This window comes from Variovorax paradoxus EPS, assembly GCF_000184745.1.
Classification (GTDB): Bacteria; Pseudomonadota; Gammaproteobacteria; order Burkholderiales; family Burkholderiaceae_C; genus Variovorax; species Variovorax paradoxus_C.
In genome coordinates, this window is the sequence record NC_014931.1 from 1,479,185 (window position 1) to 1,503,093 (window position 23,909).

The 23,909-nt window shown below is 66.5% G+C and carries 26 protein-coding genes; 11 read left to right on the forward strand and 15 right to left on the reverse strand.

Annotated features, from left to right (window positions below):
• Positions 1-128: 128 nt before the first annotated feature.
• The 9 genes from VARPA_RS06610 to VARPA_RS06650 form a co-directional block, all read right to left on the reverse strand.
• Positions 129-1,277, reverse strand: coding sequence for an ABC transporter substrate-binding protein (locus tag VARPA_RS06610; protein ID WP_013539784.1), 1,149 nt, complete (start codon positions 1,275-1,277; stop codon positions 129-131).
• Between the two features lie 44 nt (positions 1,278-1,321).
• On the reverse strand, positions 1,322-2,416 hold the full coding sequence (paaE, locus tag VARPA_RS06615; protein WP_013539785.1) for a 1,2-phenylacetyl-CoA epoxidase subunit PaaE: 1,095 nt from the start codon (positions 2,414-2,416) through the stop codon (positions 1,322-1,324).
• A 10-nt stretch (positions 2,417-2,426) separates the two neighbouring features.
• Entirely contained in the window at positions 2,427-2,954 is a 528-nt protein-coding gene (gene paaD, locus VARPA_RS06620) for a 1,2-phenylacetyl-CoA epoxidase subunit PaaD (RefSeq protein ID WP_013539786.1), read from the reverse strand.
• The gene (gene paaC / locus VARPA_RS06625; RefSeq protein ID WP_013539787.1) at positions 2,951-3,730 is read right to left on the reverse strand and encodes a 1,2-phenylacetyl-CoA epoxidase subunit PaaC; all 780 of its coding nucleotides are present in this window, start codon (positions 3,728-3,730) and stop codon (positions 2,951-2,953) included. Before paaC ends, paaD begins: the two co-directional genes overlap by 4 nt.
• Positions 3,731-3,903: 173 nt before the next feature.
• Complete coding sequence (gene paaB / locus VARPA_RS06630; protein WP_013539788.1) at positions 3,904-4,203, reverse strand: 1,2-phenylacetyl-CoA epoxidase subunit PaaB; 300 nt, start codon at positions 4,201-4,203, stop codon at positions 3,904-3,906.
• The gene (paaA, locus tag VARPA_RS06635; protein WP_013539789.1) at positions 4,200-5,207 is read right to left on the reverse strand and encodes a 1,2-phenylacetyl-CoA epoxidase subunit PaaA; all 1,008 of its coding nucleotides are present in this window, start codon (positions 5,205-5,207) and stop codon (positions 4,200-4,202) included. The genes paaB and paaA overlap by 4 nt, the downstream gene beginning before the upstream one ends.
• A gap of 27 nt (positions 5,208-5,234) precedes the next feature.
• Positions 5,235-6,545 carry a phenylacetate--CoA ligase PaaK gene (gene paaK, locus VARPA_RS06640; protein ID WP_013539790.1) on the reverse strand — a complete coding sequence of 437 codons (1,311 nt, stop codon included), beginning with the start codon at positions 6,543-6,545 and terminating at the stop codon, positions 5,235-5,237.
• A 23-nt stretch (positions 6,546-6,568) separates the two neighbouring features.
• Positions 6,569-7,021: a hydroxyphenylacetyl-CoA thioesterase PaaI gene (gene paaI / locus VARPA_RS06645; protein WP_013539791.1), complete on the reverse strand. Its 453-nt coding sequence runs from the start codon at positions 7,019-7,021 to the stop codon at positions 6,569-6,571.
• 2 nt (positions 7,022-7,023) lie between these two features.
• Positions 7,024-7,827 carry an enoyl-CoA hydratase-related protein gene (locus VARPA_RS06650; RefSeq protein WP_013539792.1) on the reverse strand — a complete coding sequence of 268 codons (804 nt, stop codon included), beginning with the start codon at positions 7,825-7,827 and terminating at the stop codon, positions 7,024-7,026.
• 151 nt (positions 7,828-7,978) lie between these two features.
• Here VARPA_RS06650 and VARPA_RS06655 point away from each other — a divergent pair, with 151 nt between their 5' ends.
• Together VARPA_RS06655 and VARPA_RS06660 are read left to right on the forward strand one after the other, a co-directional pair.
• The gene (locus VARPA_RS06655) at positions 7,979-8,581 is read left to right on the forward strand and encodes a phenylacetic acid degradation protein PaaY (protein WP_013539793.1); all 603 of its coding nucleotides are present in this window, start codon (positions 7,979-7,981) and stop codon (positions 8,579-8,581) included.
• An 83-nt stretch (positions 8,582-8,664) separates the two neighbouring features.
• A complete protein-coding gene (locus tag VARPA_RS06660) occupies positions 8,665-9,315 on the forward strand; it encodes a TetR/AcrR family transcriptional regulator (RefSeq protein ID WP_013539794.1) in 651 nt (216 codons plus the stop codon).
• On the opposite strand, the gene VARPA_RS06665 is transcribed toward VARPA_RS06660, so the two are convergent.
• Complete coding sequence (locus tag VARPA_RS06665) at positions 9,297-10,100, reverse strand: SDR family NAD(P)-dependent oxidoreductase (RefSeq protein ID WP_041942802.1); 804 nt, start codon at positions 10,098-10,100, stop codon at positions 9,297-9,299. The genes VARPA_RS06660 and VARPA_RS06665 overlap by 19 nt on opposite strands.
• A 153-nt stretch (positions 10,101-10,253) precedes the next feature.
• Here VARPA_RS06665 and VARPA_RS06670 point away from each other — a divergent pair, with 153 nt between their 5' ends.
• The gene (locus VARPA_RS06670) at positions 10,254-10,844 is read left to right on the forward strand and encodes a TetR/AcrR family transcriptional regulator (protein ID WP_013539796.1); all 591 of its coding nucleotides are present in this window, start codon (positions 10,254-10,256) and stop codon (positions 10,842-10,844) included.
• Here the strand turns inward: VARPA_RS06670 and VARPA_RS06675 are convergent.
• The 4 genes from VARPA_RS06675 to VARPA_RS06690 are packed head-to-tail and all read right to left on the reverse strand — an operon-like array spanning position 10,828 to position 14,898.
• The gene (locus VARPA_RS06675) at positions 10,828-11,865 is read right to left on the reverse strand and encodes a VWA domain-containing protein (RefSeq protein ID WP_013539797.1); all 1,038 of its coding nucleotides are present in this window, start codon (positions 11,863-11,865) and stop codon (positions 10,828-10,830) included. The genes VARPA_RS06670 and VARPA_RS06675 overlap by 17 nt on opposite strands.
• Entirely contained in the window at positions 11,862-12,860 is a 999-nt protein-coding gene (locus VARPA_RS06680; RefSeq protein WP_013539798.1) for a DUF58 domain-containing protein, read from the reverse strand. The genes VARPA_RS06675 and VARPA_RS06680 overlap by 4 nt, the downstream gene beginning before the upstream one ends.
• Complete coding sequence (locus tag VARPA_RS06685) at positions 12,841-13,866, reverse strand: AAA family ATPase (protein WP_013539799.1); 1,026 nt, start codon at positions 13,864-13,866, stop codon at positions 12,841-12,843. Before VARPA_RS06685 ends, VARPA_RS06680 begins: the two co-directional genes overlap by 20 nt.
• A gap of 24 nt (positions 13,867-13,890) precedes the next feature.
• Entirely contained in the window at positions 13,891-14,898 is a 1,008-nt protein-coding gene (locus tag VARPA_RS06690; protein WP_013539800.1) for a S1C family serine protease, read from the reverse strand.
• Positions 14,899-14,986: 88 nt separating this feature from the next.
• Here VARPA_RS06690 and VARPA_RS06695 point away from each other — a divergent pair, with 88 nt between their 5' ends.
• From VARPA_RS06695 to VARPA_RS06725, 7 genes are all read left to right on the forward strand, one after another.
• Positions 14,987-15,847, forward strand: a complete 861-nt coding sequence (locus tag VARPA_RS06695; RefSeq protein ID WP_013539801.1) for a TatD family hydrolase — start codon at positions 14,987-14,989, stop codon at positions 15,845-15,847.
• Between the two features lie 130 nt (positions 15,848-15,977).
• Positions 15,978-16,436: a hypothetical protein gene (locus VARPA_RS06700; RefSeq protein WP_013539802.1), complete on the forward strand. Its 459-nt coding sequence runs from the start codon at positions 15,978-15,980 to the stop codon at positions 16,434-16,436.
• An 84-nt stretch (positions 16,437-16,520) separates the two neighbouring features.
• Positions 16,521-17,048 (forward strand): DNA-deoxyinosine glycosylase, encoded by a 528-nt coding sequence (locus tag VARPA_RS06705; protein WP_013539803.1) that lies wholly within the window; start codon positions 16,521-16,523, stop codon positions 17,046-17,048.
• A gap of 4 nt (positions 17,049-17,052) precedes the next feature.
• Positions 17,053-17,835 (forward strand): hypothetical protein, encoded by a 783-nt coding sequence (locus VARPA_RS06710; RefSeq protein ID WP_013539804.1) that lies wholly within the window; start codon positions 17,053-17,055, stop codon positions 17,833-17,835.
• Positions 17,832-19,628, forward strand: coding sequence for a GspE/PulE family protein (locus tag VARPA_RS06715; RefSeq protein WP_013539805.1), 1,797 nt, complete (start codon positions 17,832-17,834; stop codon positions 19,626-19,628). The genes VARPA_RS06710 and VARPA_RS06715 overlap by 4 nt, the downstream gene beginning before the upstream one ends.
• A gap of 108 nt (positions 19,629-19,736) precedes the next feature.
• Positions 19,737-20,225, forward strand: a complete 489-nt coding sequence (locus VARPA_RS06720; protein WP_013539806.1) for a tripartite tricarboxylate transporter TctB family protein — start codon at positions 19,737-19,739, stop codon at positions 20,223-20,225.
• Between the two features lie 16 nt (positions 20,226-20,241).
• Entirely contained in the window at positions 20,242-21,753 is a 1,512-nt protein-coding gene (locus tag VARPA_RS06725; protein ID WP_013539807.1) for a tripartite tricarboxylate transporter permease, read from the forward strand.
• Positions 21,754-21,897: 144 nt separating this feature from the next.
• Here VARPA_RS06725 and VARPA_RS06730 read toward each other — a convergent pair whose 3' ends face one another.
• Complete coding sequence (locus VARPA_RS06730) at positions 21,898-22,824, reverse strand: LysR family transcriptional regulator (RefSeq protein ID WP_013539808.1); 927 nt, start codon at positions 22,822-22,824, stop codon at positions 21,898-21,900.
• 97 nt (positions 22,825-22,921) lie between these two features.
• Here VARPA_RS06730 and VARPA_RS06735 point away from each other — a divergent pair, with 97 nt between their 5' ends.
• Positions 22,922-23,899, forward strand: a complete 978-nt coding sequence (locus tag VARPA_RS06735; RefSeq protein ID WP_013539809.1) for a Bug family tripartite tricarboxylate transporter substrate binding protein — start codon at positions 22,922-22,924, stop codon at positions 23,897-23,899.
• Positions 23,900-23,909: the final 10 nt, after the last annotated feature.

Sequence of the window (23,909 nt, forward strand, 5' to 3'; positions counted from 1 at the left end):
GGCTCCTTCCCCCTCTGGGGGAAGGTTGGGATGGGGGCCGCCCCCGCAGTCACGGCTACGCGTACGTCAATGCCGTCGTGCCCCCACCCCCGCCCTCCCCCAGAGGGGGAGGGAGAAAGGCAAAGACATCAGGGCTGGTATTTCCAGGCGCCGTTCTCGATCTTCACCATCACGCGCGCGCGTTGGTCCAGACCCAGGTGGTCCTTCTCGGTCATATTGAACACGCCATGCGCGCCCGACACATCCTTGGTCTGCTCCAGCGCATCGCGAAGCGCCGCGCGGAACTCCGGCGTGCCCGGCTGCGCCTTCTTCAGCGCGACCGGCACGGCCGAGGTCATCAAGAGGCCCGCGTCCCATGCATGCGCGCCGAAGGTCGACACGGTGCCCTTGCCGTTGGCCGCTTCATAGGCCGTCACGTAGGCCAGTGCGGACTTCTTCACCGGGTTGTCGGCAGGCAACTGGGCCGCCACGAGCACGGGGCCTGCGGGCAGGAAGGTGCCTTCCACATCCTTGCCGCCCACGCGCAGGAAGTCGGAATTCGCCACGCCGTGCGTCTGGTACATCTTGCCGGTGTAGCCGCGCTCCTTGAGCGTCTTCTGCGGCAGTGCGGCCGGCGTGCCCGAGCCCCCGACCAGCACGGCGTCGGGCTTGGCGGCCATGATCTTCAGCGCCTGGCCGGTCACCGAGGTGTCGCTGCGCGAGAAGCGCTCGTTGGCGACCACGGTGATCTTCTTGAGCGCCGCGGCCTTGGCGAATTCTTCCGACCAGCCTTCGCCGTACGCATCGGAAAAGCCGATGTAGGCGACGGTCTTTACGCCGTTGGCAGCCATGTGCTCGGCGATGGCGAGGGACATCATGATGTCGTTCTGCGGCGTCTTGAAGACCCACTTCTTCTTCGCGTCCATCGGCTCGATGATGCGGGCCGAGGCGGCGATGGAGATCATGGGCACCTTGGCTTCGCTCACCACGTCGATCATCGCGAGCGAGTTGGGCGTGGTGGTGGAGCCCAGCACGATGTCGACCTTGTTCTCGGCGATCAGCTTGCGGGTGTTGGCCACGGCCGCGGTGGTGTCGGAGGCATCGTCCAGCACGATGTAGTTGATCTTCTGGCCACCGATGGTCTTGGGCATCAGCGCGATGGTGTTCTTCTCGGGAATGCCGAGCGAGGCGGCCGGGCCGGTGGCCGACACCGTCACGCCGACATTGACGTCGGCCCACGCCGCGGCGGCGGTGGCGCACAGCGCGGCGATCAGAAGGGGCTGGAAGAAGAATTTCATTGGGTCTTGTCTCCGGGTTGAAAAATCGTTGTTTGACCGAGGTGTCAACGCTCGTCGAAGGACAAGGTGACACGGTCGGTGAGGGGGTGGGCCTGGCAGGTCAGCACGAACCCGGCGGCCACTTCATTCTTGTCGAGCGCGAAGTTTCTTTCCATGCGGACTTCCCCGTCCACGCACTTCGCGCGGCAGGTGCCGCACACGCCGGAGGTGCACGAGAACGGCACTTCGAGGCCGGCGGCGGATGCCGCGTCGAGGATGCTGGGTTGGCCTTCGGTGAAAGTGATCTCGCGCTGCAGGCCGTCGCGCACGATGGTGATGCGGGCCTGCTTGGCGTCGCCCGGCTGCGGCTCGTGCACCACGGCGCCGACCTGGCCGGAGGAGGAGGTCGAGGGCAGGGCCACGCCGAAGCGTTCGATGTGGATGCGGTCTTCCGGCACGCCGGCCGCGAGCAGCGCGGCTTCGGCCTCGTCGTTCATCTGGAACGGGCCGCAGACGTACACATGGTCGATCTTCTTCGCCGGCACCACCGACTGCAGGAACTCGCCGATCTTCTCGCGGTTCATCACGCCGAAGCCCAGCGGCGAATCGGTGTGCTCGTCGGAGAACACGTGCAGCAGCACGAGGCGCGTCATGTAGCGGTTCTTCAGGTCCTCGATCTCTTCCTTGAACATCGTGGACTGCAGCTGGCGGTTGCCGTAGATCAGCGTGAAGCGGCTCGCGGGTTCGCGCGCCAGCACCGTCTTCATGATCGAGAGGATCGGCGTGATGCCGCTGCCGCCCGCGATGCCGACGTGGTGCCGGGCCGAGGCCGGCTCGATCGGCACGAAGAAGCGGCCCTGCGGCGCCATCACCTGCAAGGTGTCGCCGGGCTGCAGGCTGGCGTTGATCCAGTTGGAGAACACGCCGCCGCGCACCTTGCGCACGCCGACGCGCAGCTCGCCGTCGTCCAGGCCCGCGCAGATCGAATAGGAGCGGCGCAAGTCCTGGCCGTCGATGTCGTGGCGGAGGGTCAGGTACTGGCCCTGCGTGAAGCCGAAGACTTCCTGCAGGTCGGCCGGCACCTCGAACGAGACGATGACGGCCTCGTGCGTGTCGGGCTCGATGGCCTTCACGCGCAGGGGATGGAAAAGGGTGCTCATCGGGGGTGCCTTAGATCGGCTTGAAATGTTCGAAAGGTTCGCGGCAGGCCATGCAGCGATAGAGGGCCTTGCAGGCGGTGGAGCCGAAGGCCGAGAGCCGCTCGGTGCGCTCGCTCGCGCAGCGCGGGCAGGCGATGCGTTCGCCGGCGATGCGGCCGAAGAGCCTGATCGGCATCGCGGTGCTGGCGGCGGCTTCGGGTGTGAGGTGCGCCGGCGGCGCGATGCCGTAGGCCTTGAGCTTGGCGCGGCCTTCGTCGCTGATCCAGTCGCTCGTCCATGCAGGCGCGCGGCGCAGCGTGGCGCGTGCGCGGCCGAGACCGGCCTGCTCGATGGCAGCCAGCACGTCGTGCTCGATGGCTTCGGTCGCGGGGCAACCGGAGTAGGTCGGCGTGAGCACGATCTCCAGCCCGTCGTCATGCTCGATCACTTCGCGCACGATGCCCAGGTCGCACACCGACACGGCCGGCACCTCGGGGTCGAGCACGGTGTGCAGCACGGCCCAGGCAGCCTCGACACGCGATGCCACGTCGGTGTTCACCACACGCCTCCGGGGAAGCTGCGCTGCAGATGCTGCATCTCGGTGAGGATGTAGCCCATGTGCTCGCTGTGCACGCCCTGCTTGCCCGTGCTGCGGAAGGCGGCCTCCTTGGGCATCGGGAGGCCGGCCGCATCGAGCACCTGCTGCATCTCGGCGTGCCACGGCTCGCGCAGTTCGCTCCATGCGGGGCCGAGGCCGCTGGCGCTGGCTTCAGCGTCCACTGCGTCGCTCTCGAAGAGTTCAGGCACATAGAGCCAGAGCTGCTTCAACGCCTTCTCGGTGCGGCGGCGCGATTCGTCGGTGCCGTCGCCCAGGCGCACGACCCAGTCGGCCGAGTGCTGCTGGTGGTAGCGCGCTTCCTTCACCGCCTTGCCGGCGATGGCTGCCACTTCCGCATCGCTCGATGCTGCAAGGCGCTGCCACAGCAGCTTGAGCAGCGTGGCGACCATGGTGTTGCGCAGCACGGCGAAAGCGAAGTCGCCGCGCGGCAACTCGACCAGCGTGAGGTTGAAGTAGTCGCGCTCGTCGCGCAGGTACGCGAGCTGGTCTTCGTCGTGCGCGCGGCCTTCGCCCTCGAGCTTGCCGGCATGCGTGAGCAGCGCGCGGGCCTGGCCGACGAGGTCGAGCGCGATGTTGGCCATCGCGATGTCTTCTTCGAGCACGGGCGCATGGCCGCACCACTCGCCCAGGCGCTGCGCGAGCACGAGGCACGTGTCGCCGATGCGCAGCAGGTATTGCACGGCGGGCGTGCGGTTCAGTTCGATCGATGCTTGCATGTCAGCGGCTCCAACTCTGTCTTGCTCCCTCTCCCCTTGGGGAGAGGGCTGGGGTGAGGGCATGGGCGGTGGATAAAGCCTGTCGGTGGCGAAGGCCGGCGGCCCTCACCCTAGCCCTCTCCCAGAGGGAGAGGGGACAACGCGAAGTCCACGTGCGGGTGCTCATCGGGGCCTCACATGTGGTCCACGGACTTGGGCAGCGCGTAGAAAGTCGGATGGCGGTAGACCTTGTCTTCGGCCGGGTCGAAGTACATGTCCTTCTCTCCTGGGTCGCTCGCCACGATCTGCTCGGAGCGCACCACCCAGATGCTGCTGCCTTCCTGGCGGCGCGTGTACACGTCGCGCGCCATCTGGATCGCCATCTTCGAATCGGCCGCGTGCAGGCTGCCGCAGTGCTTGTGGTCCAGGCCCGCCTTGCTGCGAACGAACACTTCCCACAGGGGCCACTCTTGCTTGGTCGTATCGGCGCTCATGCGGCCTCCTTCATCGGTTGTTTGTTGGCGTGGGCCATCGCGGCTTCGCGGACCCATTCGCCGTCTTCCCAGGCGTCGACGCGCGCCTGCAGGCGCTCGCGGTTGCAGGGGCCGTCGCCGCCGACCACGCGCCAGAACTCGCTCCAGTCGATGGCGCCGAAGTCGTGCGCCTGGCGCTCTTCGTTCCACTTCAAGTCGGGGTCGGGCAGGGTCACGCCGAGGATGGCGGCCTGTTCCACGGCGGCGTCGATGAACTTCTGGCGCAGTTCGTCGTTGCTGAAGCGCTTGATGCCCCAGCGCATCGACTGCGCCGAGTTGGGCGACTGGTCGTCGGGCGGGCCGAACATCATGATCGAGGGCCACCACCAGCGGTTGACCGCGTCCTGCACCATCGCCTTCTGCGCGTCGGTGCCGTGGGTCATCATGGTGAGCAGGGCTTCGTAGCCCTGGCGCTGGTGAAAGCTCTCCTCGCGGCAGATGCGGATCATGGCGCGCGCATACGGTGCGTACGAGCAGCGGCAGATCGGCACCTGGTTCATGATGGCCGCGCCATCGACCAGCCAGCCGATGGTGCCCATGTCGGCCCAGGTGAGCGTGGGGTAGTTGAAGATCGAGCTGTACTTGGCCTTGCCGCTGTGCAGCGCGTCGAACATCTGGTCGCGCGAGGTGCCCAGCGTTTCGGCGGCGGCATACAGGTAGAGGCCGTGGCCGCCTTCGTCCTGCACCTTGGCCAGCAGGATCGCTTTGCGCTTGAGCGTCGGTGCGCGGCTGATCCAGTTGCCCTCGGGCAGCATGCCGACGATTTCGGAGTGCGCGTGCTGGCTGATCTGGCGCACCAACGTCTTGCGGTAGTGCTCGGGCATCCAGTCCTTCGCCTCGATGAATTCGCCTGCATCGATCTGCGCATCGAAGCGCTCCTCGAGCCGCATCTCGTCGGCGGAACGCACGGCCTTCTTGCCGTCGCCTGCGTCCTTGCCCATGGTGTCCATGGCCTGGGTGTACATGTGCGTGTCCTTTCGTGTGTGGGGGATTCAGCGCGGGCGCGTGTCGATCACGCGGCGCGCCTTGCCGGTCTGTGTGCGTTCCATCTCGTCAGGCGCGTGAACCACCACGCGCGTCGAAATGCCGATGAGCGTCTTCACGCGGTGCTGCACCCATTCGCCGATGGCGGTGCGGTCGGCCGAGGCGGCGTCGGCGGGGTTGAGTTCGCAGTGCACCTCGACCTGATCGAGCTTGTCGACACGGCTCACGTGCACCTGGTAGAGGCCCGACAGGCTCTTGTGCGCGAGCACGATCTCCTCCACCTGCGTGGGAAAGACGTTCACGCCGCGGATGATCATCATGTCGTCGCTGCGCCCGACGATCTTGCCCATGCGGCGGAACGAACGCGAGGTGGGCGGCAACAGGCGCGTGAGATCGCGCGTGCGGTAGCGAATGATGGGCATTGCCTCTTTGCTGAGCGACGTGAAGACCAGTTCGCCTTCTTCGCCGTCGGCTTTCAGCTCGCCGGTTTCGGGGTCGATGATCTCGGGATAGAAGTGGTCTTCCCAGATCACCGGGCCGTCCTTGCTCTCGACGCATTCGCTCGCGACGCCGGGGCCCATCACTTCGGAGAGGCCGTAGATGTCGACCGCGTCGATGCCGGCCTTGGTCTCGATGTCGCGGCGCATCGCTTCGGTCCACGGCTCGGCGCCGAAGATGCCGATCTTGAGCGAGCTGTCTTTCGCGTCGAGGCCCTGGCGCTCGAACTGCTCGATGATCACCTGCATGTAGCTGGGCGTGACCATGATGATGTTCGGCTTGAAGTCCTGGATGATCTGCACCTGCTTCTCGGTCTGGCCGCCCGACATCGGGATGACCGTGCAGCCCGCGCGCTCGGCGCCGTAGTGCGCGCCGAGGCCCCCGGTGAAGAGGCCGTAGCCGTACGACACATGCACCATGTCGCCGGGCCGTCCGCCCGCTGCGCGGATGGAGCGGGCGACGAGATCGGCCCAGGTGTCGATGTCTTTCAGCGTGTAGCCGACCACCGTCGGCTTGCCGGTGGTGCCCGACGAGGCATGGATGCGCGCCACGTTTTCGCGCGGCACGGCGAACATGCCGAAGGGATAGTTGTCGCGCAGGTCGCTCTTCACCGTGAACGGAAACTTCGACAGGTCGGCGAGCGACTTCAGATCGTCGGGGTGCACGCCCTTCGCATCGAAGGCTCGGCGATAGTGCGGCACGTTGTCGTAGGCGCGCTGCAGCGTGGCGCGCAGGCGCGTGAGCTGCAGTGCAGCGATCTCGTCGCGGCTCGCGGTTTCGATGGGGTCGAGTTCGCCGGGGGCGGGGTGTCGGGCGGTCATGGTGGGTCTTCTTGTCTCTTCGTTCAGGCAGGGACGGCAGGAACGGCGGGGCGGCCCTTGGCGGTGTACGAACGGCCACGGAACATCGCGATGCGCTCGCCGCGCTGGTTGGTGATTTCGGTGTCGTACACGCCGGTGCGGCCGGCCTTGGAGACCTCGTGGCAGCGCGCGGTGAGCACATCGCCTTCGCGCGCGGGGGCGATGAAGTCGATCGAGAAGCCCGAGGCCACGGTCAGCTCGTTGTACGAGTTGCAGGCGAAGGCGAAGGTCGAGTCGGCCAGCGTGGCCATGAAGCCGCCATGGCAGGTGGCGTGGCCGTTGAGCATGTCGGGGCGAACGCGCATCTCGATGGTGGCCTGGCCGGGGCCGACCTCGACGATGCGCATGTTCAAACCCTTGGTGGCGTTGTCGTTGGCGAGCATGCCGTCACGAACGTACTCGGCCGTCTGCTGGGGCGTGCGGGTCGGTTCGGTCATGCTCAGCGGTCCTTGAACACCGGCGCGCGCTTGGCGCGAAAGGCTTCGACGCCTTCGCGGTAGTCGTCGGCGTTGCCCATCTCGCGCTGGATGCGGGCTTCTTCGGCGAGCGCCGCGTCGAGGTCCAAGTCCTGCGCAGCAGCCATCGCTTCGCGGGTCGCGACGAGGGCGCGGGTCGGCATCGCGGCGAGCTTCGATGCGAGTGCGGCGGCCGTGTCGGCCAATGCCGCGTCGTCTACGCACTGCCAGATCAGGCCGATGCGCGCGGCTTCTTCGGCCGGCAGCTTGTCGCCGAGCATCGCGATGCCGAGGGCGCGCGCCGAGCCCACCAGACGCGGCAGCAGCCAGGTGCCGCCGGTGTCGGGCACGAGGCCGATCTTGGTGAAGGCCTGGATGAAGCTGGCCGAGCGGCCGGCCACGACGAGGTCGCAGCACAGCGCGAGGTTGGCGCCCGCTCCGGCGGCAACGCCGTTGACGGCTGCGACCACCGGCACCGGCATCGAGCGCAGGCGCGCGACGAGCGGCGCGTAGTAAGTGGAGATGACGTGGCCCAGGTCTTTGGGCGCGGCGCCGGGCGTGGGGTCGGGGGCGACCGAAGGATCGGCGAGGTCCTGTCCCGCGCAGAAGGCGCGTCCGGCGCCGGTGAGGACGACGCAGCGCACGCTGTCGTCCTTGGCCGCCGATTCGAGCGCCGCCATCAATTCGGCATGCAGCCCGGTCGTGAAGCTGTTGAGCGCCGCGGGGCGGTTGAGGCTCAGCGTGCGGACGGCACCGGCATTGCTGACGAGAACTAAAGGTTCCGACATGGCGTGTCTTTCATCCTTGTGTGGGTACGAATCGGCTAGTAAACACTATTGACCGACCGTTCGGTTGATTTTAGGATTGACCGCAATCCCGGCACAAGCGGGTCGATTCAGGGCAAACCCTGAGTCCCCCTAAAAAAAGGAGACCGACCGAATGCCCAGCTATTCCATCGACGGCGTGATTCCCGTCGTCGACCCGAGCGCCTATGTGCATCCCAGCGCCGTGCTGATCGGCGATGTGATCGTCGGCCCGAACTGCTACGTCGGCCCCTTGGCGAGCCTGCGCGGCGACTTCGGCCGCATCGTGCTGGAGGAGGGCTCCAACGTGCAGGACCACTGCTGCATCCACGGTTTTCCCGAGAACGACACGGTGGTGGAGGTCAACGGCCATATTGGCCACGGCGCGATCCTGCACAGCTGCATCGTGCGGCGCGACGCGCTGGTGGGCATGAACGCGGTGGTGATGGACGAGGCCGAGATCGGCGAGAAGGCCATCGTCGCGGCCTGCGCCTTCGTTCCGGCCGGCATGAAGGTGCCGGCGCGCTCGCTGGTGTCGGGCATTCCGGCGAAGGTGAAACGCGAGCTCAGCGACGACGAGATCGCCTGGAAGCTCGAAGGTACGCACGTCTATCAGGCGCTCACGGTGCGCAGCCTCGAGAGCCTGCGCGAAGTGGCGCCGCTGGCCGAGATGGAAGCGGACCGCCCGCGCCTGCCGGCGATCGACGTGCGCTCGCTCATCGCCACGCGGCGCGGCTGAGAGGCTGAGCCTCCAACCCGCCGCCCGCTTCATGCAAGATCGCGCGCTGTCCCCAACCGCTTGAATCCAAGGAACCCGACCCGATGCCGCGTGGAAGATCCGCCACCTACGACGACCAGCGCGAACTGATCCTCGCGCAGGCCGCCCAGCTGTTCGCGCGCCGGGGCTATCCCGCCACGTCGATGAACCAGGTGGCCGAGGCGTGCAACCTCTCGAAGGCCACGCTCTATCACTACTACAAGGACAAGAGCAGTTTGCTCATCAGCATCGCCGAGACGCACGTGTCGAAGCTCGCGGCGCTGGTGGCCGAGGAAGAGGCCTCGACGCAAACCGACGAAGAGCGCCTTCGCCGCTTCATCTACCGCATCGTCGAGGAATACGCCGGCGCGCAGGACGCGCACCGCGTGCTCACCGACGATGTGCGCTTTCTCGAAGAGGAAGACCGCGAGCGCGTGCTCGACAAGGAGCGCGAGGTGGTCGCGGGCTTTGCGCGTGCGGTGTCGGCCCTGCGGCCCGGCGCGCCGAGCGACGACCTCGCCAAGCCGCTGACCATGCTGCTGTTCGGCATGATCAACTGGATGTTCACCTGGATGAAACCGAGCGGAAAGCTCGACCACGCAGCGATTGCGCCGATCGTGGCCGATCTGTTCCTCGGAGGCATCGGCGCCGTGAAGTCGCCGGACTACGCGGCGATCAAGGCCGAGGCCGAGCCCGATCAGGCCGTCGCGAGGTAGCGCGCGGCCGGCTTGCTGGTCTGCGAGGCGCCGAACAGCTTGGCGCTTGTATCGACAAAGGTCGCGAGCAGGGTCGCATCGTTCACCGACGGCAGGGTGATCGGCTCGCCCAGGTCGAGGCCGGCCAGGGCCGCGTCCACGCAATCTTCGGCGGCCATGATCGTGCCTTCGGCCAGCGCCGACATCGGCACGCCCGAGAGTTCCCAGATGTCGGTGGCCGTAGCTGCCGGCAGCACCAGCTGCACCTTCACGCCGGTGCCCGCCACTTCGTCCTGCAGCCCGCGCGTGAACGCCACCACGAAGGCCTTGGTGCCGCTGTAGATGCTGCTGATCGGCAGCGTGTGAAAGCCCAGCACCGAGCCGATGTTCACCAGCGTGCCGCGGTCGCGCGACTTAAAGGCGGCGAGCACGGTGTGGCTCAAGTGCGCGAGGGCGTTGATGTTCACGTCGAGCATGCTCTGCAGTTGCGCGGCCGTGGTCTGCGCAACGGGCGCGAGCGTCGAGAGGCCGGCGTTGTTGACCAGCAGCGTGATCGAGGCATCGGTGGACACGGCCTTGGCCACGCGTTCGAGGTCGCCGGCGGCGGCCAGGTCGGCGGCCAGCGTCTGCACCTTCACGCCGTACTTGGTGCGCAGGTCGGCTGCGACTTCTTCCAGCAGTTCGGCGCGCCGCGCCACCAGCAGCAGGTCGTGGCCGCGGCGGGCCAGGCGGTCTGCGTAGATCTTGCCGAGACCGGCCGAGGCGCCTGTGACGACGGCGGTGCCGAGGGTTGCTTGTTCGCTCATTTCGAATCCGTTCAAAAGGTAGGTTGGAGGTCGTCGGAAAGCCGTTTTCACTGCAAGCATGATGACCATCATGTTTGAGGTGGCGAAGCATGATGGTTATCATGAATAGCGTCAAACGGGGGATCGAATTACCCCGGAACAGAAAGAGGTCACATGCGATACCCCGCAGCGGAAACCGCCGAAAAGCACCAGAAGATCCTTGCCGAGGCTTCGCGCCTCTTCAAGGAGCGCGGCTTTGGCGTGAGCGTGAGCGAGATCATGAAAACCACGGGCCTGACGCACGGGCCCTTCTACAACCACTTCGATTCGAAGGAGGCGCTGATGGCCGAGTGCATCACGCACTCCGCCGCGTCCGCGCTCGCCGATCTCGATGTGGCCGGCGAAACGTCCGAGGGCATGCGCGCCTACGTGCAGGGCTACCTGAGCCACGAGCACCGCGACGCGCGCGCCGAGGGCTGCCTGATCGCGGCGTTCGCCGGCCAGGCGGGCAACGGCGAAGGCGTGAATGCGTCGCTCACGGCGTACCTGAAGTCGGTCATCGACCGGTTCGCCTGCAACTTTCCGTGGCGATCGAAGAAGAATGCGCGGGGCGATGCGATCCGCACGCTGGCGTCGATGTACGGCGGCGTCGTGATGGCCCGCGCGGTGGACGACGAGGCGCTGTCGGAGGAGATCCTGCGCGAGGTGCTCGCCGGCCTCGAGGCCGCGCCGAAGTCTAAGTCCAGCGCTAAAGAATCCGGTTGAACCAGAGCAGCGACAGCCCCGCCGACAGCAGCGTGAGCACCGCCGCGCCGAGCGCGAACAGCGCCGAGATTTCGGTTTCCTTCTTCTCCACGGTGAGCTTGGAGCTCAGCGTTTCGTAGACCTTCTTCAGGTCGTTCGCGGTGCCCGCGTAGAAGTACTCGGCATTGGTCTTGTTGGCGACGGCCTTGAGCGTTTCCTCGTCGAGCCGCACGCGCATCGACCAGCCTTCGAAGCCGATGGTTTCGCCATCGACCGTGCCCACGCCCACCGTGTAGATGCGCACGCCGCGGTCGGCCGCGGCCTTGGCCGCATCGAGCGGATCGACGCCGGTGGTGCGCTGGCCGTCGGTCAGCATGATGATCGCGGCCGAGGTGAAGGAGCCGGGCGCCACGGGGGTGAAGTCCTTGAGCTTCTTCTCGGTCTGGTCGATGGGCGTGCCGCGCTGGCGGCTCGGTGCGCTGAACTGCTCGACGTCGATGCCGGCATCGGGGAACAACGTGGCCAGCGACACCACGATGGCGTTGCCCGTGGCGGTCGCGCGCTGCAGCTGAAAGCTGTCGATCGCGGTCACCAGGTCGTCGTGGTTGGTGGTGGGCAACTGCGCCACCTGCGCGCTGCCCGCGAAGGCGACGATGCCCACCTTCACGGTGCGCGGCAGGTCCTTGATGAAGCTCTTGGCCGCTTCCTGCGCCGCCACCAGCCGGTTGGGCAGCACGTCGGCCGCGCGCATGCTGCCCGAGACGTCCATCGCAAGGATGATGGTCTGCTGGTTCGAAGGCAGCATCACCACCGCCATCGGCCGCGCCGCGGCCACCAGCATCGCGGCCATGGCCAGGAGGAACAACAAGGGCGGAAGGTGCCTTCTGAAGCTCTGGCCCGCGCCCATCGCCTCGCGCACGATCGAGAGGCTGGCGTAGCGCACCGCCATCTTCTTCTTGCGGCGGATGAGCCAGACGTAAAGCAGCACCAGCAGCGGCAACGCCGCCAGCAACCAGAGGAATTGAGGCCAGAGAAATGTCATGCTGCCACCGCCTTCACGCTGCCCGAACTTGCTCCTGAACCGACGCGCGTGCGGCGCTTGCGCAGGTCGGCGAAACGAACGATGGCTTCCACCAGGTCGTCGCTGGTCGAAAGCTCCAGGGCGTCGACGCCGGCCTTGGCGAGCGAGGCGCGCAGCGTCGCCTCGCGTTCGGCGGCCAGGCGCGCGAAGCGCTTGCGGAATCCGGCATCGTGGGTGTCGACCCACAGCTGCTCGCCCGTCTCGGCATCGCGCAGCGGCACGAGGCCGAGGTCAGGCAGTTCGAGTTCGAGCGGATCGAAGAGGCGCACGGCGATCACTTCATGCCGCTGCACCAGTTGGCCCAGCGGACGCTCCCAGCCAGGCTCGCTCAGGAAGTCGGACACGACGAAGACGGTGGAGCGGCGCGGCATCAGCGTGGCGGCGGATTTCAGCAGGTCGTCCAGGCGCGTCATGCCTTTCTGCGCGGGGCCGTCCGCCTTGTCGGCGCGGCGCTCCATCGCATGCAGCAGATGCAGCACATGGCGCCGGCCGCTGCGCGGCGGGATCACGGCTTCGAGGTCGTTGCCGTAGACCAGCGCGCCGACCCGGTTGCCATGCCGCGTGAGCAGTCGCGCGAGCACGCCGACGAAGCCGGCCGAGATCTCGCGCTTGGCCTTCAGGCCCGAGCCGAAGTCGACCGAGCGGCTGAGATCCAGCACGAACCAGGCGGCCATCTCGCGGTCTTCGGTGAAGACGCGCACATGCGGCGTCTGCAGGCGCGCGGTGACGTTCCAGTCGATGTGGCGCACGTCGTCGTGGTGCTGGTATTCGCGCAGGTCCGCGAGGTCGAGCCCGCTGCCGCGCATCAGCGTGCGGTAGTCGCCCTGCAGCAGGCCATCGAGGCGGCGGATGACCGTCCATTCGAGCCGGCGCAGCGCGCGTTCGGCCCCGCCGGCTTCCGTTGCAAGCCGGTCGTCGTTCGCGGCCGCAGGGGCCTTACGCCACCAGCTTTTCATGTTCCAGGGGTTTGGGTGGTGCGGGGATCGCCCGCATGATCTTCTCGATCAGGCCGTCCGGCGTCAGGCCTTCGGACAAGCCTTCGTAGGAAAGCGTCACGCGGTGGCGCAGCACGTCGGCGACCAGCGCCGTCATGTCCTCGGGCAGCGCGTAGCTGCGGCCGCGCAGCAGCGCAAGCGCACGCGCGCCCTCGGTGAGGCTGATGCTGGCGCGCGGGCTCGCGCCGAAGGTGATGAAGCGGCGCATGTCCTTCAGGCCGTGCTTCTCGGGCGTGCGGGTGGCCGAGACGAGCTTCACCGCGTACTGGATGAGGGACGGGTCGACATACACGCGCCGCGCCTCCGCTTGCAACGCCGCGAGCTGCTCGGTGGTGGCGACCGGGCTGGCCTCCACCGGCGGGCCGATCACGCGCTGGACGATGACGAACTCTTCCTCGTCGCTCGGGTAGTCGACCAGCACCTTCATCATGAAGCGGTCGACCTGTGCCTCGGGCAGCGGGTAGGTGCCTTCGGTCTCGATGGGGTTCTGCGTCGCCATCACGAGGAAGGGGCGCGGCACCTTGTGCGTTTCGCCGGCGATCGTGACCTGGCGCTCCTGCATCACTTCGAGCAGCGCGCTCTGCACCTTGGCCGGCGCGCGGTTGATTTCGTCGGCCAGCAGCAGGTTGGCGAACACCGGGCCGAGCGAGGTGCTGAATTCGCCCGTCTTCTGGTTGTAGATGCGCGTGCCCACCAGGTCGGCCGGCACCAGGTCGGGCGTGAACTGGATGCGCTTGAAATGGCCGCGCACCGTGTCGGCCAGCGTCTTGATGGTGAGCGTCTTCGCGAGACCGGGAACGCCTTCGACCAGCAGGTGGCCGCCCGCGAGCATCGCGACCATCACGCGCTCCAGAAAGCGGTCCTGGCCCACGACCACGCGCTTGACCTCATAGAGGATCTGCTCCATCAGCTCGGCGGTGGCGGGCGCCGTGGCGAAGGTCGAGATTGGGGTTGTCTCTGTGCTCATGCGAAGGGCTTTCTTTCGAGGAAATCAGAAAGGCGGCGAACCCGCCGCAGAGGCCGCGTTCTCGATAGGCACCGCGAAGCCGATGCCGATGAAGGTGCGCTGTTGCGTGGGGTTGAGGATGGCGGTGACGATGCCCAGCACCTCACCGTCCATGTTGATGAGCGGGCCGCCCGAGTTGCCGGGGTTGGCGGCCGCGTCGAACTGGATGAGGTTGCCCAGCTCCTGCTTGCCCTCGGGCGAGCGGAACGAACGCTTCAGGCCCGACACCACGCCCGCCGACACCGAAGGCCCGATGCCGAACGGAAAGCCCACTGCCGCGACCTGGTCGCCGGGGCGCAGGTCGGCGGTGGAGCGCATCGCGGCGGGAATCAGGTCGTCGGGAATCTTCTGCGCCTGCAGCACGGCGAGGTCGTTCTCGGGCTGCACGCCGGTGATGACGGCCACTGCCTCGAGTCCGTCGGCGAAGGTGACCTTGATCTTCTCGGAGCCGGCCACGACGTGCAGATTGGTGAGGATCACGCCCTTGTCGACGATCACCACGCCGGTGCCGACACCGCGCTCGACCTCGCCGGGCGCGGCGCCGTCGAGCGGCGCCTCGGGCGGCTTGCCCTTGGCCATGTTGCGGCCGCGTTTCTGGGTCTTGGCTTCGGGCGTGGCCTTCTCGGGGCCGTAGCCCACCACGCGAACGACCGAGGGCCGGATGATGTCGGCCGCTCTTGCGGCAGGAGAGGGGAGGGTCGCTGTCTGCATCGTGCGCAGCACGGCCGCGTCGATGTCTTTCTGCGTGATCACCTTGCCCTGGCGCGGCCACCACACGGTGCCGCCGGTGACCAGCGCCGCGCACAGCACGAGGAGGAAGGCGAAGCTCTTGCGTCCGGGTTGCCACCCGGAGCGGGGGGCCGGCGGCTGCACGGTGCCACCTGCGCCTGCCGTGTCCGGGGATGCCGCGGCATCCGCCGTCTGATCGGCCGCTTGTTCTGCGGCCGGCGGCGGCGTGCGGGGCGAACGGCTGTAGAAAGCGGGCCTGCGCATCGGAGAACCTCCGGCAAAAAAGACGCGTGAAGGAGTTCACAGTAGCACGCTTTCCGCGCCTGCGCATCCCTTCGGGCATCATGGCGCGATGGCTTCGTTTGTCGATACCCACTGCCACCTGGACGCGCCCGAATTCGGTGCGGAGATGCCGCAGATCCGTGCCCGCGCCGCGGCCCAAGGGGTTTCCCTGTGCGTGATTCCCGCCGTGGCCGTCTTCAACTTCGAGACCGTGCGAGAGCTGGCCCACAAGCAGGGCGATGCCTACGCGCTGGGCATCCACCCACTTTGCACGGGCCAGGCGCAGGACGCGGACCTCGAAAGGCTCGACGCGGAGCTGACCGCGCGACAGGGCGACCCCCGGCTCGTGGCGGTCGGCGAGATCGGGCTCGACTACTTCGTCGAAGGCCTGGACGGCCCGAAGCAGGAGCGTTTTTTTCACACTCAGTTGCAACTGGCACGCAAGCACGGGTTACCCGTGCTCATCCATGTGCGGCGTTCGGTCGACAAGGTGCTCAAGCATCTGCGGCAGACGGCGGGCGGGCGGCCATGGCAAGGGATTGCGCACGCGTTCAATGGAAGCGAACAACAGGCCAACGCATGCATCGAACTCGGGCTCAAGCTCGGCTTCGGCGGCGCGGTGACCTTCGAACGCGCGCTGCAATTGCGGCGCCTCGCGACCACGTTGCCGCTTGCCTCGATCGTGATGGAAACGGACGCACCCGACATCCAGCCGCACTGGCTCTACCGCACACAGGCAGAGCGCGATGCCGGCCAAGCGCAGGGCCGGAACGACCCCGGCGAACTGCCGCGCATCGCCGAAGTGGTGGCCGGATTGCGCGGCATCGGCATCGATGCGCTGGCCGACGCCACCACCCGGAATGCGATCGAAACGCTGCCGAAGCTCGAAAGTCTGATGGCCCTGTCGGAGCGCGCGCCGCACACCGCGTAGGCCAACGTCCCGAGTTGGGCTTGGGCCGGCATGGGGCGACTTTTTGCTGTCATCCTTGAAGTTCGAAGTGGCGTTGCTTGCACAGTGGCAAGTCCGTCACTCCAACACTTCACTCTAAAAGGAGTCTTCCATGACCACATCTTTCATTCGCACCATGCCCGTCGTGCTCGCACTGGCGCTCGCCTCCATCGGCGTGTCCGCCGTGGCGCAGACCTCGGCACCCGCAACGGCCGAGCCGACCACCACCGAGAAGGTGAAGGAAGCCGGCAGCGAGGCAGTGGATGCCACCAAGCGCACGACCAAGAAGGCCGTGAACGCCACCGAAAACGGTGCCGAAAAGGCCTGGGACGCTACCAAGAGCACCACCAAGAAGGCCGCGAACGCGACCGAGCGCGGCACCAAGAAGGCCTGGAACGCGACCAAGAACACCACCAAGAAGGCCACCAACGCCACGAAGAACGTGGCCGCGAAGACCGGCAACGCTGTTGAAAACGCGGGCCACAAGACGGCCGACGGCATGCGCAGCACCGGTGCCGCCATCGGCGAGAAGATCCCCGGCACGGCCGAGAACGAAGCCGCCAAGAAGTAAGCAGGGCTTCGGTCCTCGCCCTCGAAAGAACCCGCTTCGGCGGGTTTTTTTGTGGGCGGCGACAGTGCTGCCAAGATGCAATCCATGAACCGATCCGCCGCACCCGACCCCGACAACCTGGTGCTCACAGGCCTCGCGCCCATCGTCTCGCCCGCCACCGTCGTGCTGATCCTCGGCAGCTTTCCGGGCGTCCGGTCGCTCGAACAGCAGCAGTACTATGCGCATCCCCAAAACCAGTTCTGGAAGATCTTGCAAGCCGTCTGGCCCGACCACCCTTTGCCGACCGGCGCCGACAGCTATGCACAAAAGAAGGCATGGCTGCTCGATCGCGGCCTGGGCGTGTGGGACGTGTACGCGGCCTGCGAGCGCGAAGGCAGCCTCGATTCGGCGATCCGCGCGCCGGTCGCGAACGACATCGCCGGCCTGAAGCTGCCGAAGCTCGCCGCCATCGCGCACAACGGTGGCGAGAGCTTCAAGCATGCGCGCCACACGCGCACGCTCGGCGTGCCGGTCTACCAGCTGCCTTCCACCAGCCCCGCCAATGCGTCGTGGAGCTTCGAGCGCAAGCTCGCGGCCTGGCGCGAGGTCTTCGACGCCCACAAACTCACCTGATCCGATGGCCACGCGCACCACCCCCGTCCTTCCCGAAGTCAATTTTTCCGACTGGGGCGACATCCGTTATCTGCACCTGGGCACCGAGTGGGTCCAGGGCTCGATGAAGCTCGATGCGCCGTTCGAGATCGAACTCGAATACGTGCAGCGCATGATGGCCTGGCTGCTCTTCGTCGATGGCAAGACCGTCGCCAGCCGCCATGCGATGCAACTGGGCCTCGGCGCGGCCACGCTCACCAAGTTCAGCCGCAAGACCCTGCGCATGCGCACCACGGCGGTCGAGCTCAACCCGCAGGTGGTGTCGGCCTGCCGCGGCTGGTTCAAGCTGCCGGCCGACGATCCGAAGCTGCGCGTGGTGATCGCCGATGCGGCAGTGGAGATCCGCAAGCCCGAGTGGCACGGCACCGTCGATGCGCTGCAGGTCGACCTGTACGACCATGAAGCAGCGGCGCCCGTGCTCGACAGCGAAGATTTTTACGCCGACTGCCGCGCGCTGCTCACCGAAGACGGCTGCATGACGGTCAACCTCTTCGGCCGCTCGTCGAGCTACGAGCGCAGCCTCGAGAAGATCGCCGCCGCATTCGGTGCCGATGCGGTCTGGGCCTTCAAGCCGACGCGCGAAGGCAACACGGTGGTGCTGGCGCAGCGCACGCCGAGCCGCCCGAAGCGCGAGGTGCTTGCCGAGCGCGCGCAAACGATCCAGACTCGCTGGAGTCTTCCCGCACCGAAGTGGCTGCGGGTGTTCAAGCCCCTGAATACTTCCCTCACCCGAACCTCCGGCCCATGAGCGCTGTTCCCGCAGTTTCCGCCCCCGCACCCCTGGCCGCCCGCCACGAAGGCCCGCTCGACCTGCGCCGCCTGATCGAATGGCTGGCCACCGACGGCGTCATCTCCCCCGTCGAAGCCAAGCGCACCATCGCGCGCTGCGCACAGGCAGAAAGCCGCCAGGCGCCGCTGGTGCGTTTGGCCAACGTGGCGATGACGCGCGAGAGCGACAACAAGCCGCTCGATCTCGAAGCGCTCACGCAATGGCTCGCCGGCCGTGCCGGCCTCACGTACCTGCGCATCGATCCGTTGAAGGTCGACGTTGGCAAGGTCGCCGACACCATGAGCGCGGCCTACGCCGAGCGCCACAAGGTGCTGCCGGTGCAGGTGCTGCCCAACGAGGTGGTGGTGGCGACGGCCGAGCCCTTTCTCACCGACTGGATCGCCGAGGTCGAGCGCCAGTCCAAGCGCACGGTGCGGCGCGTGGTGGCGAACCCGGCCGACATCCAGCGCTACACCGCCGAGTTCTTCGCGCTAGCGAAATCGGTGCGCGCCGCGCAGAAAGCCGGCGGCAACACCGGCGGCGCGAGCTTCGAGCAGCTGGTCGAACTCGGCAAGAGCACCAAGCAGCTCGACGCCAACGACCAGAGCGTGGTGCAGGTGGTCGACTGGCTCTGGCAGTACGCCTTCGACCAGCGCGCGAGCGACATCCACCTGGAGCCGCGCCGCGAGCAAGGCGTGATCCGTTTTCGCATCGACGGCATCCTGCACCCGGCCTATCAGATGCCGATGGGCGTGATGAACGCGATGGTCGCGCGCATCAAGCTGCTGGGCCGCATGGACGTGGTGGAAAAGCGCCGTCCGCTCGACGGCCGCATCAAGACCCGCAACATGCGCGGCGACGAAGTCGAAATGCGTCTGTCGACCTTGCCGACCGCCTTCGGCGAGAAGATGGTGATGCGGATCTTCGACCCCGACACCGCGGTGAAGGACCTCGACGCACTGGGCTTCGCCCAACACGATGCGCAGCGTTGGGAACAGCTCGTGACGCGGCCCAACGGCATCATCCTGGTGACCGGACCCACGGGTTCGGGCAAGACCACCACGCTGTACTCCACGTTGAAGCGCGTGGCGACCGAAGAAGTGAACGTGAGCACGGTGGAAGACCCGATCGAAATGATCGAGCCCTCGTTCAACCAGACGCAGGTGCAGCCGCAACTCGACTTCGGTTTCACCGAGGGCCTGCGCGCACTGATGCGGCAGGACCCGGACATCATCATGGTCGGCGAAATCCGCGACCTCGCCACCGCCGAGATGGCGGTGCAGGCCGCGCTCACCGGCCACCTTGTGTTCAGCACGCTGCACACCAACGATGCGCCCAGCGCCATCACGCGGATGATGGAACTGGGCGTGCCCTCCTACCTCATCACCGCCGTGATGCTGGGCGTGCTCGCGCAGCGCCTCGTGCGCACGCTGTGCCCGCATTGCAAGCAGCCCGACGACACGGTCACGCGCGAGAGCCTCGAAGCCATCGTCAAGCCGTGGCAGATCACCGGCTCCGTGCGCGCCTACAAGCCCGTGGGTTGCGTCGATTGCCGCATGACCGGCTACATGGGCCGCATGGGCCTCTATGAACTGCTGAGCGTGACCGAACCGTTCAAGAATCAGGTCACCAAGGAGCCCAACCTCACGGGGCTTCGGCGCCAGGCCGTGATCGACGGCATGCGGCCCCTGCGCCTAGCCGGCGCGCTGCGCGTGGCAGAGGGCGTGACCACCATCGAAGAGGTCCTGAGCGCCACGCCGCCATTGGAGTGATGTAGTTCTTTGGGTTAACCCTAATCGTTCGGTTAGTGAAACCCACATCCGCCTGACCGCAAGCTGACTGGACAATCCCGCATCGAAACTTGTTCGAGGAGACTGTTCGTGAAAATCAAAAGTCAGAAAGAATTTTTCTCGGGTCTGATGTTCACTGTCGTGGGTGTGGCGTTCGCATGGGGCGCCACCACCTACAGCGTGGGCACCGGCGCCCGGATGGGGCCGGGTTACTTCCCGTTGATGCTCGGCATCCTGATGGCCGTGATCGGCCTGGCGATCACGTTCAGCGGGCTCACCGTTGAAACGACCGACGGCGAGAAGATCGGCAAGTGGGCCTGGAAGCAGGTGGTGTTCATCCTGGGCGCCAACATCGCATTCGGCATCCTGCTCGGCGGCCTGCCGAGCCTGGGCGTGCCTGCCATGGGAATGATCATCGCGATCTACGCGCTCGTGATCATCTCCAGCCTCGCGGGCCACGAGTTCAAGCTGCCCACCGTGCTGATCCTGGCCACCATCCTGGCCGTCGGCAGCTACGTTGCATTCATCTGGGCGCTCAAGCTGCAGATCCAGGTCTGGCCGACCTTCATCACCGGTTGAGAAGAAAGCTGCGCACATGGAATTGTTTGACCACCTCTCGATGGGTTTTGGCGTTGCCTTTACCTTCACCAACCTGCTGTACTGCCTTGTCGGCTGCATTCTGGGCACCCTGATCGGTGTGCTGCCGGGCATCGGCCCGGTCGCGACCATCGCGATGCTGCTGCCCGCCACGTACGCGCTGCCGCCCGTGTCGGCGCTGATCATGCTGGCCGGTATTTATTACGGCGCGCAATACGGCGGTTCGACCACCGCCATCCTTGTGAATCTGCCGGGCGAATCGTCCTCGGTGGTGACCGTGATCGACGGCTACCAGATGGCGCGCAAGGGCCGTGCGGGTCCCGCGCTCGCGGCTGCGGGCCTGGGCTCGTTCTTCGCCGGCTGCGTCGGCACGCTGATCCTGGCTGCCTTCGCACCGCCGCTGACCGAGCTGGCCTTCAAGTTCGGCCCGGCCGAGTACTTCTCGCTGATGATCCTGGGCCTGATCGGCGCCGTGGTGCTGGCTTCGGGCTCACTGCTCAAGGCCATCGCGATGATCGTGCTGGGCCTCTTGCTCGGCCTGGTCGGCACCGACGTGAACTCGGGTGTCGCTCGCTACAGCTTCGACGTGCCTGAACTCACCGACGGCATCGGCTTCGTGGCGATTGCCATGGGCGTGTTCGGCTACGGCGAAATCATCGCGAACCTGTCGCGTCCCGACGACGAACGCGAGATCTTCACCGCCAAGGTCTCGGGCCTGTTCCCGACCAAGGAAGACTTCAAGCGCATGGTGCCGGCCGTGCTGCGCGGTACGGCGCTGGGCTCCTCGCTGGGCATCCTGCCCGGCGGCGGCGCGCTGCTGTCGGCCTTCGCGGCCTACACGATCGAGAAGAAGACCAAGCTGCATCCGGGCGAAGTGCCCTTCGGCAAGGGCAACATCCGCGGCGTGGCAGCCCCCGAGGCCGCCAACAACGCCGGCGCGCAGACCTCCTTCATCCCGCTGCTGACGCTGGGCATTCCGCCCAACGCCGTGATGGCGCTGATGGTGGGCGCGATGACCATCCACAACATCCAGCCGGGTCCGCAGGTGATGACCAGCAACCCCGAGCTGTTCTGGGGCCTGATCGCCTCGATGTGGCTGGGCAACGCGATGCTGATCATCCTGAACCTGCCGCTCATCGGCATGTGGATCAAGCTCCTGTCGGTGCCCTACAAGTTCCTGTTCCCGGCGATCGTTCTGTTCTGCGCCATCGGCGTGTACTCGACGAACAACAACACCTGGGACATCTGGATGGTCGGCATCTTCGGACTGGTGGGCTACACCTTCTTCAAGCTGGGATGCGAGCCTGCGCCATTGCTGCTGGGCTTCATCCTGGGGCCGATGATGGAAGAGAACCTGCGCCGCTCGCTGCTTCTCTCGCGCGGTGACTGGAGCGTGTTCGTCACCCGTCCGATCTCGCTCGGACTGCTGCTGGCCGCTTTGCTGCTGCTCGTGATCGTGCTGCTGCCTGCGGTGAAGGCGAAGCGCGAAGAGGCGTTCGTCGAAGACTGATCGCGGCTCTCTGCTTGCTTGCGAAACGGCGTCTTCGGGCGCCGTTTTTTATTTCTGCTGCGGGATATTCAGGGCGTGTGCGCAGGCCACCGGTACTCCCCTCGGCGAATGTCCCTGTCGGCGTGATCGCGCCCTGAATGCCTCCTACGGCTTGGCAGCACGCGGCGGTTTCATGTGCTGCCGCGCCATCGCCAGGAAGGCCAAGGCGGCCGGGCTCAATGGATGCTTTGCCAGCCGCACAGCAACAACGGGGTATTCGAGCGTCGGCCGCGTCACCGCCACGGCGCGAAGATTGCCCGGCATCAGCACCTCCACATAGCGCGGCAGCAACGCCACACCCGCGCCCGCCTGGATGAGGCCGAACGCCGTCGACAGCATCGACACGTGATGCACCACGTGCGGGTACACGTTCGCCACGCTCGACAACTGGCGGCTCACCGCGCGCCAGATGTTGGCGTCGGGGTTGACGTGGATGAAGGGCAGCGCATCGAGGTGCTTCGCATCGACCACCACGCGCTGCGCGAGCGGATGGTCGTCGCGTACGAAGAGCGCCATGCGTTCCGTGAACAGCGGCTCGGTCGCCAGCTCCGAGTGCTTCTGCCCGATGTCCGAGCCGAAGCCGAGGTCGGCCTCCTGCGAGAGGATGCGCGAGATCATCTGCTCTGCCGTGCTGTCGAGCAGCGTGGTCGCGAGCGTCGGGTGCTTCTGCGAAAAGCGGCCGAGCATCGGTGGCAGCAGGGCGCCCGCCGTGAGGTGGCCCACGGCCAGCACCACGCGCCCTTCACGCAATTGCGACTGCGAGCGGCAGGCGCCCACCGATTCGTCGATCAGCCTCAGCGCCCGCACCGCTGTCTCAACCATCACCTGGCCCGCGCTGGTGAGCTGGATGCGGCGGCCCCGCACGATGAGCGGCTGCCCAAGCTGTTCTTCCATGCGCTTGACCAAGTGGCTGATGGCCGGCTGCGTGAGCTGCAGGCTTTCGGCTGCCAATGTGAAGCTGCCCGATTCGGCGACCGCCGCCAGTGCCCGCAACTGTTGCAGCGAGACTTCTTCCGTGGCGTTTTTTGTCATAAGCCGCGCTCATAGTTGAATAAGGTGGATTATCTGGCTTGATGCACGGCGGCTGCATAGCATGCGAGTTTTCCCACGGGGCCAGAATCCAAGCACCATGAAAAGAATCCAGTTCCTTCAAGGGGCCGCCGTTGCGCTGCTGTGCATGGCCGCATCGTCCGCCAGTTTGGCCGAGGGTTATCCGAACAAGCCGATCCGGCTCATCGTGCCGTTCCCCGCGGGCGGTGCCACCGACCTCTTCGCCCGCACGCTGGGGCAGAAGATGGGCGAGAAGCTCGGCACCCAGCTGATCATCGACAACAAGCCCGGCGCCGGCGGGGCCATCGGCTCCGACCAAGCTGCGAAGGCACCGGCCGACGGCTACACGCTGCTCCTGGCCACCACCAGCACGCATTCGATCGGCCCGGCCGTCGTGCCCAAGTTGCCTTACGACACAGTGCGCGACTTCACGCCCATCGGCCACGTGGGCGATGCGCCGAGCATCATGCTGGTGCCGGTCACGTCGCCCGCGAAGACCGTGCGCGAGTGGATCGACTACGCGAAAAAGAACCCTGGCAAGCTCAACTACGCATCGAGCGGCAACGGCACGATCGTGCAGCTCACGGCCGAGCTCTTCAAGGCGCAGGCCGGCGTGTTCGTGACGCACATTCCCTACAAGGGCACGGCGCTCGCCATTCCCGACCTCATCAGCGGAAAGATCGACGTGCTGTTCGATTCGCTCCCCACCGGCATGCCGCATGTGCGCGACGGCCGCCTGCGCGCCCTGGGCGTGACGACGCTCAAGCGCTCGCCGCTCGCGCCCGAACTCCCGCCGATTGCCGACACGCTGCCGGGCTACGAGTCGAACACCTGGTTCGGCTTCTACGGCCCGAAGAACCTGCCGGCCGACATCGTGGCGCGCGTCAACAAGGCGGCCAACGAAGCCATTGCCGATCCGGAAGTGAAGGACAAGCTCGCGCGCCTGGGCATCGAGCCTGCCGCCGCAGGCACGCCCGAGCAGTTCGCGAAGATGGTGGCCATCGACGCCGCCAAGTGGAAAAAGATCGTGGTCGAACGCAAGATCACCAACGAATGAAGAGAGTGCC

Coding starts and splice junctions, on each gene's coding strand:
- VARPA_RS06610 (WP_013539784.1), bottom strand. CDS start 1,277: ATGAAATTCTTCTTCCAGCCCCTTCTGATCGCCGCGCTGTGCGCCACC.
- paaE (WP_013539785.1), bottom strand. CDS start 2,416: ATGAGCACCCTTTTCCATCCCCTGCGCGTGAAGGCCATCGAGCCCGAC.
- paaC (WP_013539787.1), bottom strand. CDS start 3,730: ATGCAAGCATCGATCGAACTGAACCGCACGCCCGCCGTGCAATACCTG.
- paaB (WP_013539788.1), bottom strand. CDS start 4,203: ATGAGCGCCGATACGACCAAGCAAGAGTGGCCCCTGTGGGAAGTGTTC.
- paaA (WP_013539789.1), bottom strand. CDS start 5,207: ATGTACACCCAGGCCATGGACACCATGGGCAAGGACGCAGGCGACGGC.
- paaK (WP_013539790.1), bottom strand. CDS start 6,545: ATGACCGCCCGACACCCCGCCCCCGGCGAACTCGACCCCATCGAAACC.
- paaI (WP_013539791.1), bottom strand. CDS start 7,021: ATGACCGAACCGACCCGCACGCCCCAGCAGACGGCCGAGTACGTTCGT.
- VARPA_RS06650 (WP_013539792.1), bottom strand. CDS start 7,827: ATGTCGGAACCTTTAGTTCTCGTCAGCAATGCCGGTGCCGTCCGCACG.
- VARPA_RS06655 (WP_013539793.1), top strand. CDS start 7,979: ATGCCCAGCTATTCCATCGACGGCGTGATTCCCGTCGTCGACCCGAGC.
- VARPA_RS06660 (WP_013539794.1), top strand. CDS start 8,665: ATGCCGCGTGGAAGATCCGCCACCTACGACGACCAGCGCGAACTGATC.
- VARPA_RS06665 (WP_041942802.1), bottom strand. CDS start 10,100: ATGAGCGAACAAGCAACCCTCGGCACCGCCGTCGTCACAGGCGCCTCG.
- VARPA_RS06670 (WP_013539796.1), top strand. CDS start 10,254: ATGCGATACCCCGCAGCGGAAACCGCCGAAAAGCACCAGAAGATCCTT.
- VARPA_RS06675 (WP_013539797.1), bottom strand. CDS start 11,865: ATGACATTTCTCTGGCCTCAATTCCTCTGGTTGCTGGCGGCGTTGCCG.
- VARPA_RS06680 (WP_013539798.1), bottom strand. CDS start 12,860: ATGAAAAGCTGGTGGCGTAAGGCCCCTGCGGCCGCGAACGACGACCGG.
- VARPA_RS06685 (WP_013539799.1), bottom strand. CDS start 13,866: ATGAGCACAGAGACAACCCCAATCTCGACCTTCGCCACGGCGCCCGCC.
- VARPA_RS06690 (WP_013539800.1), bottom strand. CDS start 14,898: ATGCGCAGGCCCGCTTTCTACAGCCGTTCGCCCCGCACGCCGCCGCCG.
- VARPA_RS06695 (WP_013539801.1), top strand. CDS start 14,987: ATGGCTTCGTTTGTCGATACCCACTGCCACCTGGACGCGCCCGAATTC.
- VARPA_RS06700 (WP_013539802.1), top strand. CDS start 15,978: ATGACCACATCTTTCATTCGCACCATGCCCGTCGTGCTCGCACTGGCG.
- VARPA_RS06705 (WP_013539803.1), top strand. CDS start 16,521: ATGAACCGATCCGCCGCACCCGACCCCGACAACCTGGTGCTCACAGGC.
- VARPA_RS06710 (WP_013539804.1), top strand. CDS start 17,053: ATGGCCACGCGCACCACCCCCGTCCTTCCCGAAGTCAATTTTTCCGAC.
- VARPA_RS06715 (WP_013539805.1), top strand. CDS start 17,832: ATGAGCGCTGTTCCCGCAGTTTCCGCCCCCGCACCCCTGGCCGCCCGC.
- VARPA_RS06725 (WP_013539807.1), top strand. CDS start 20,242: ATGGAATTGTTTGACCACCTCTCGATGGGTTTTGGCGTTGCCTTTACC.
- VARPA_RS06730 (WP_013539808.1), bottom strand. CDS start 22,824: ATGACAAAAAACGCCACGGAAGAAGTCTCGCTGCAACAGTTGCGGGCA.
- VARPA_RS06735 (WP_013539809.1), top strand. CDS start 22,922: ATGAAAAGAATCCAGTTCCTTCAAGGGGCCGCCGTTGCGCTGCTGTGC.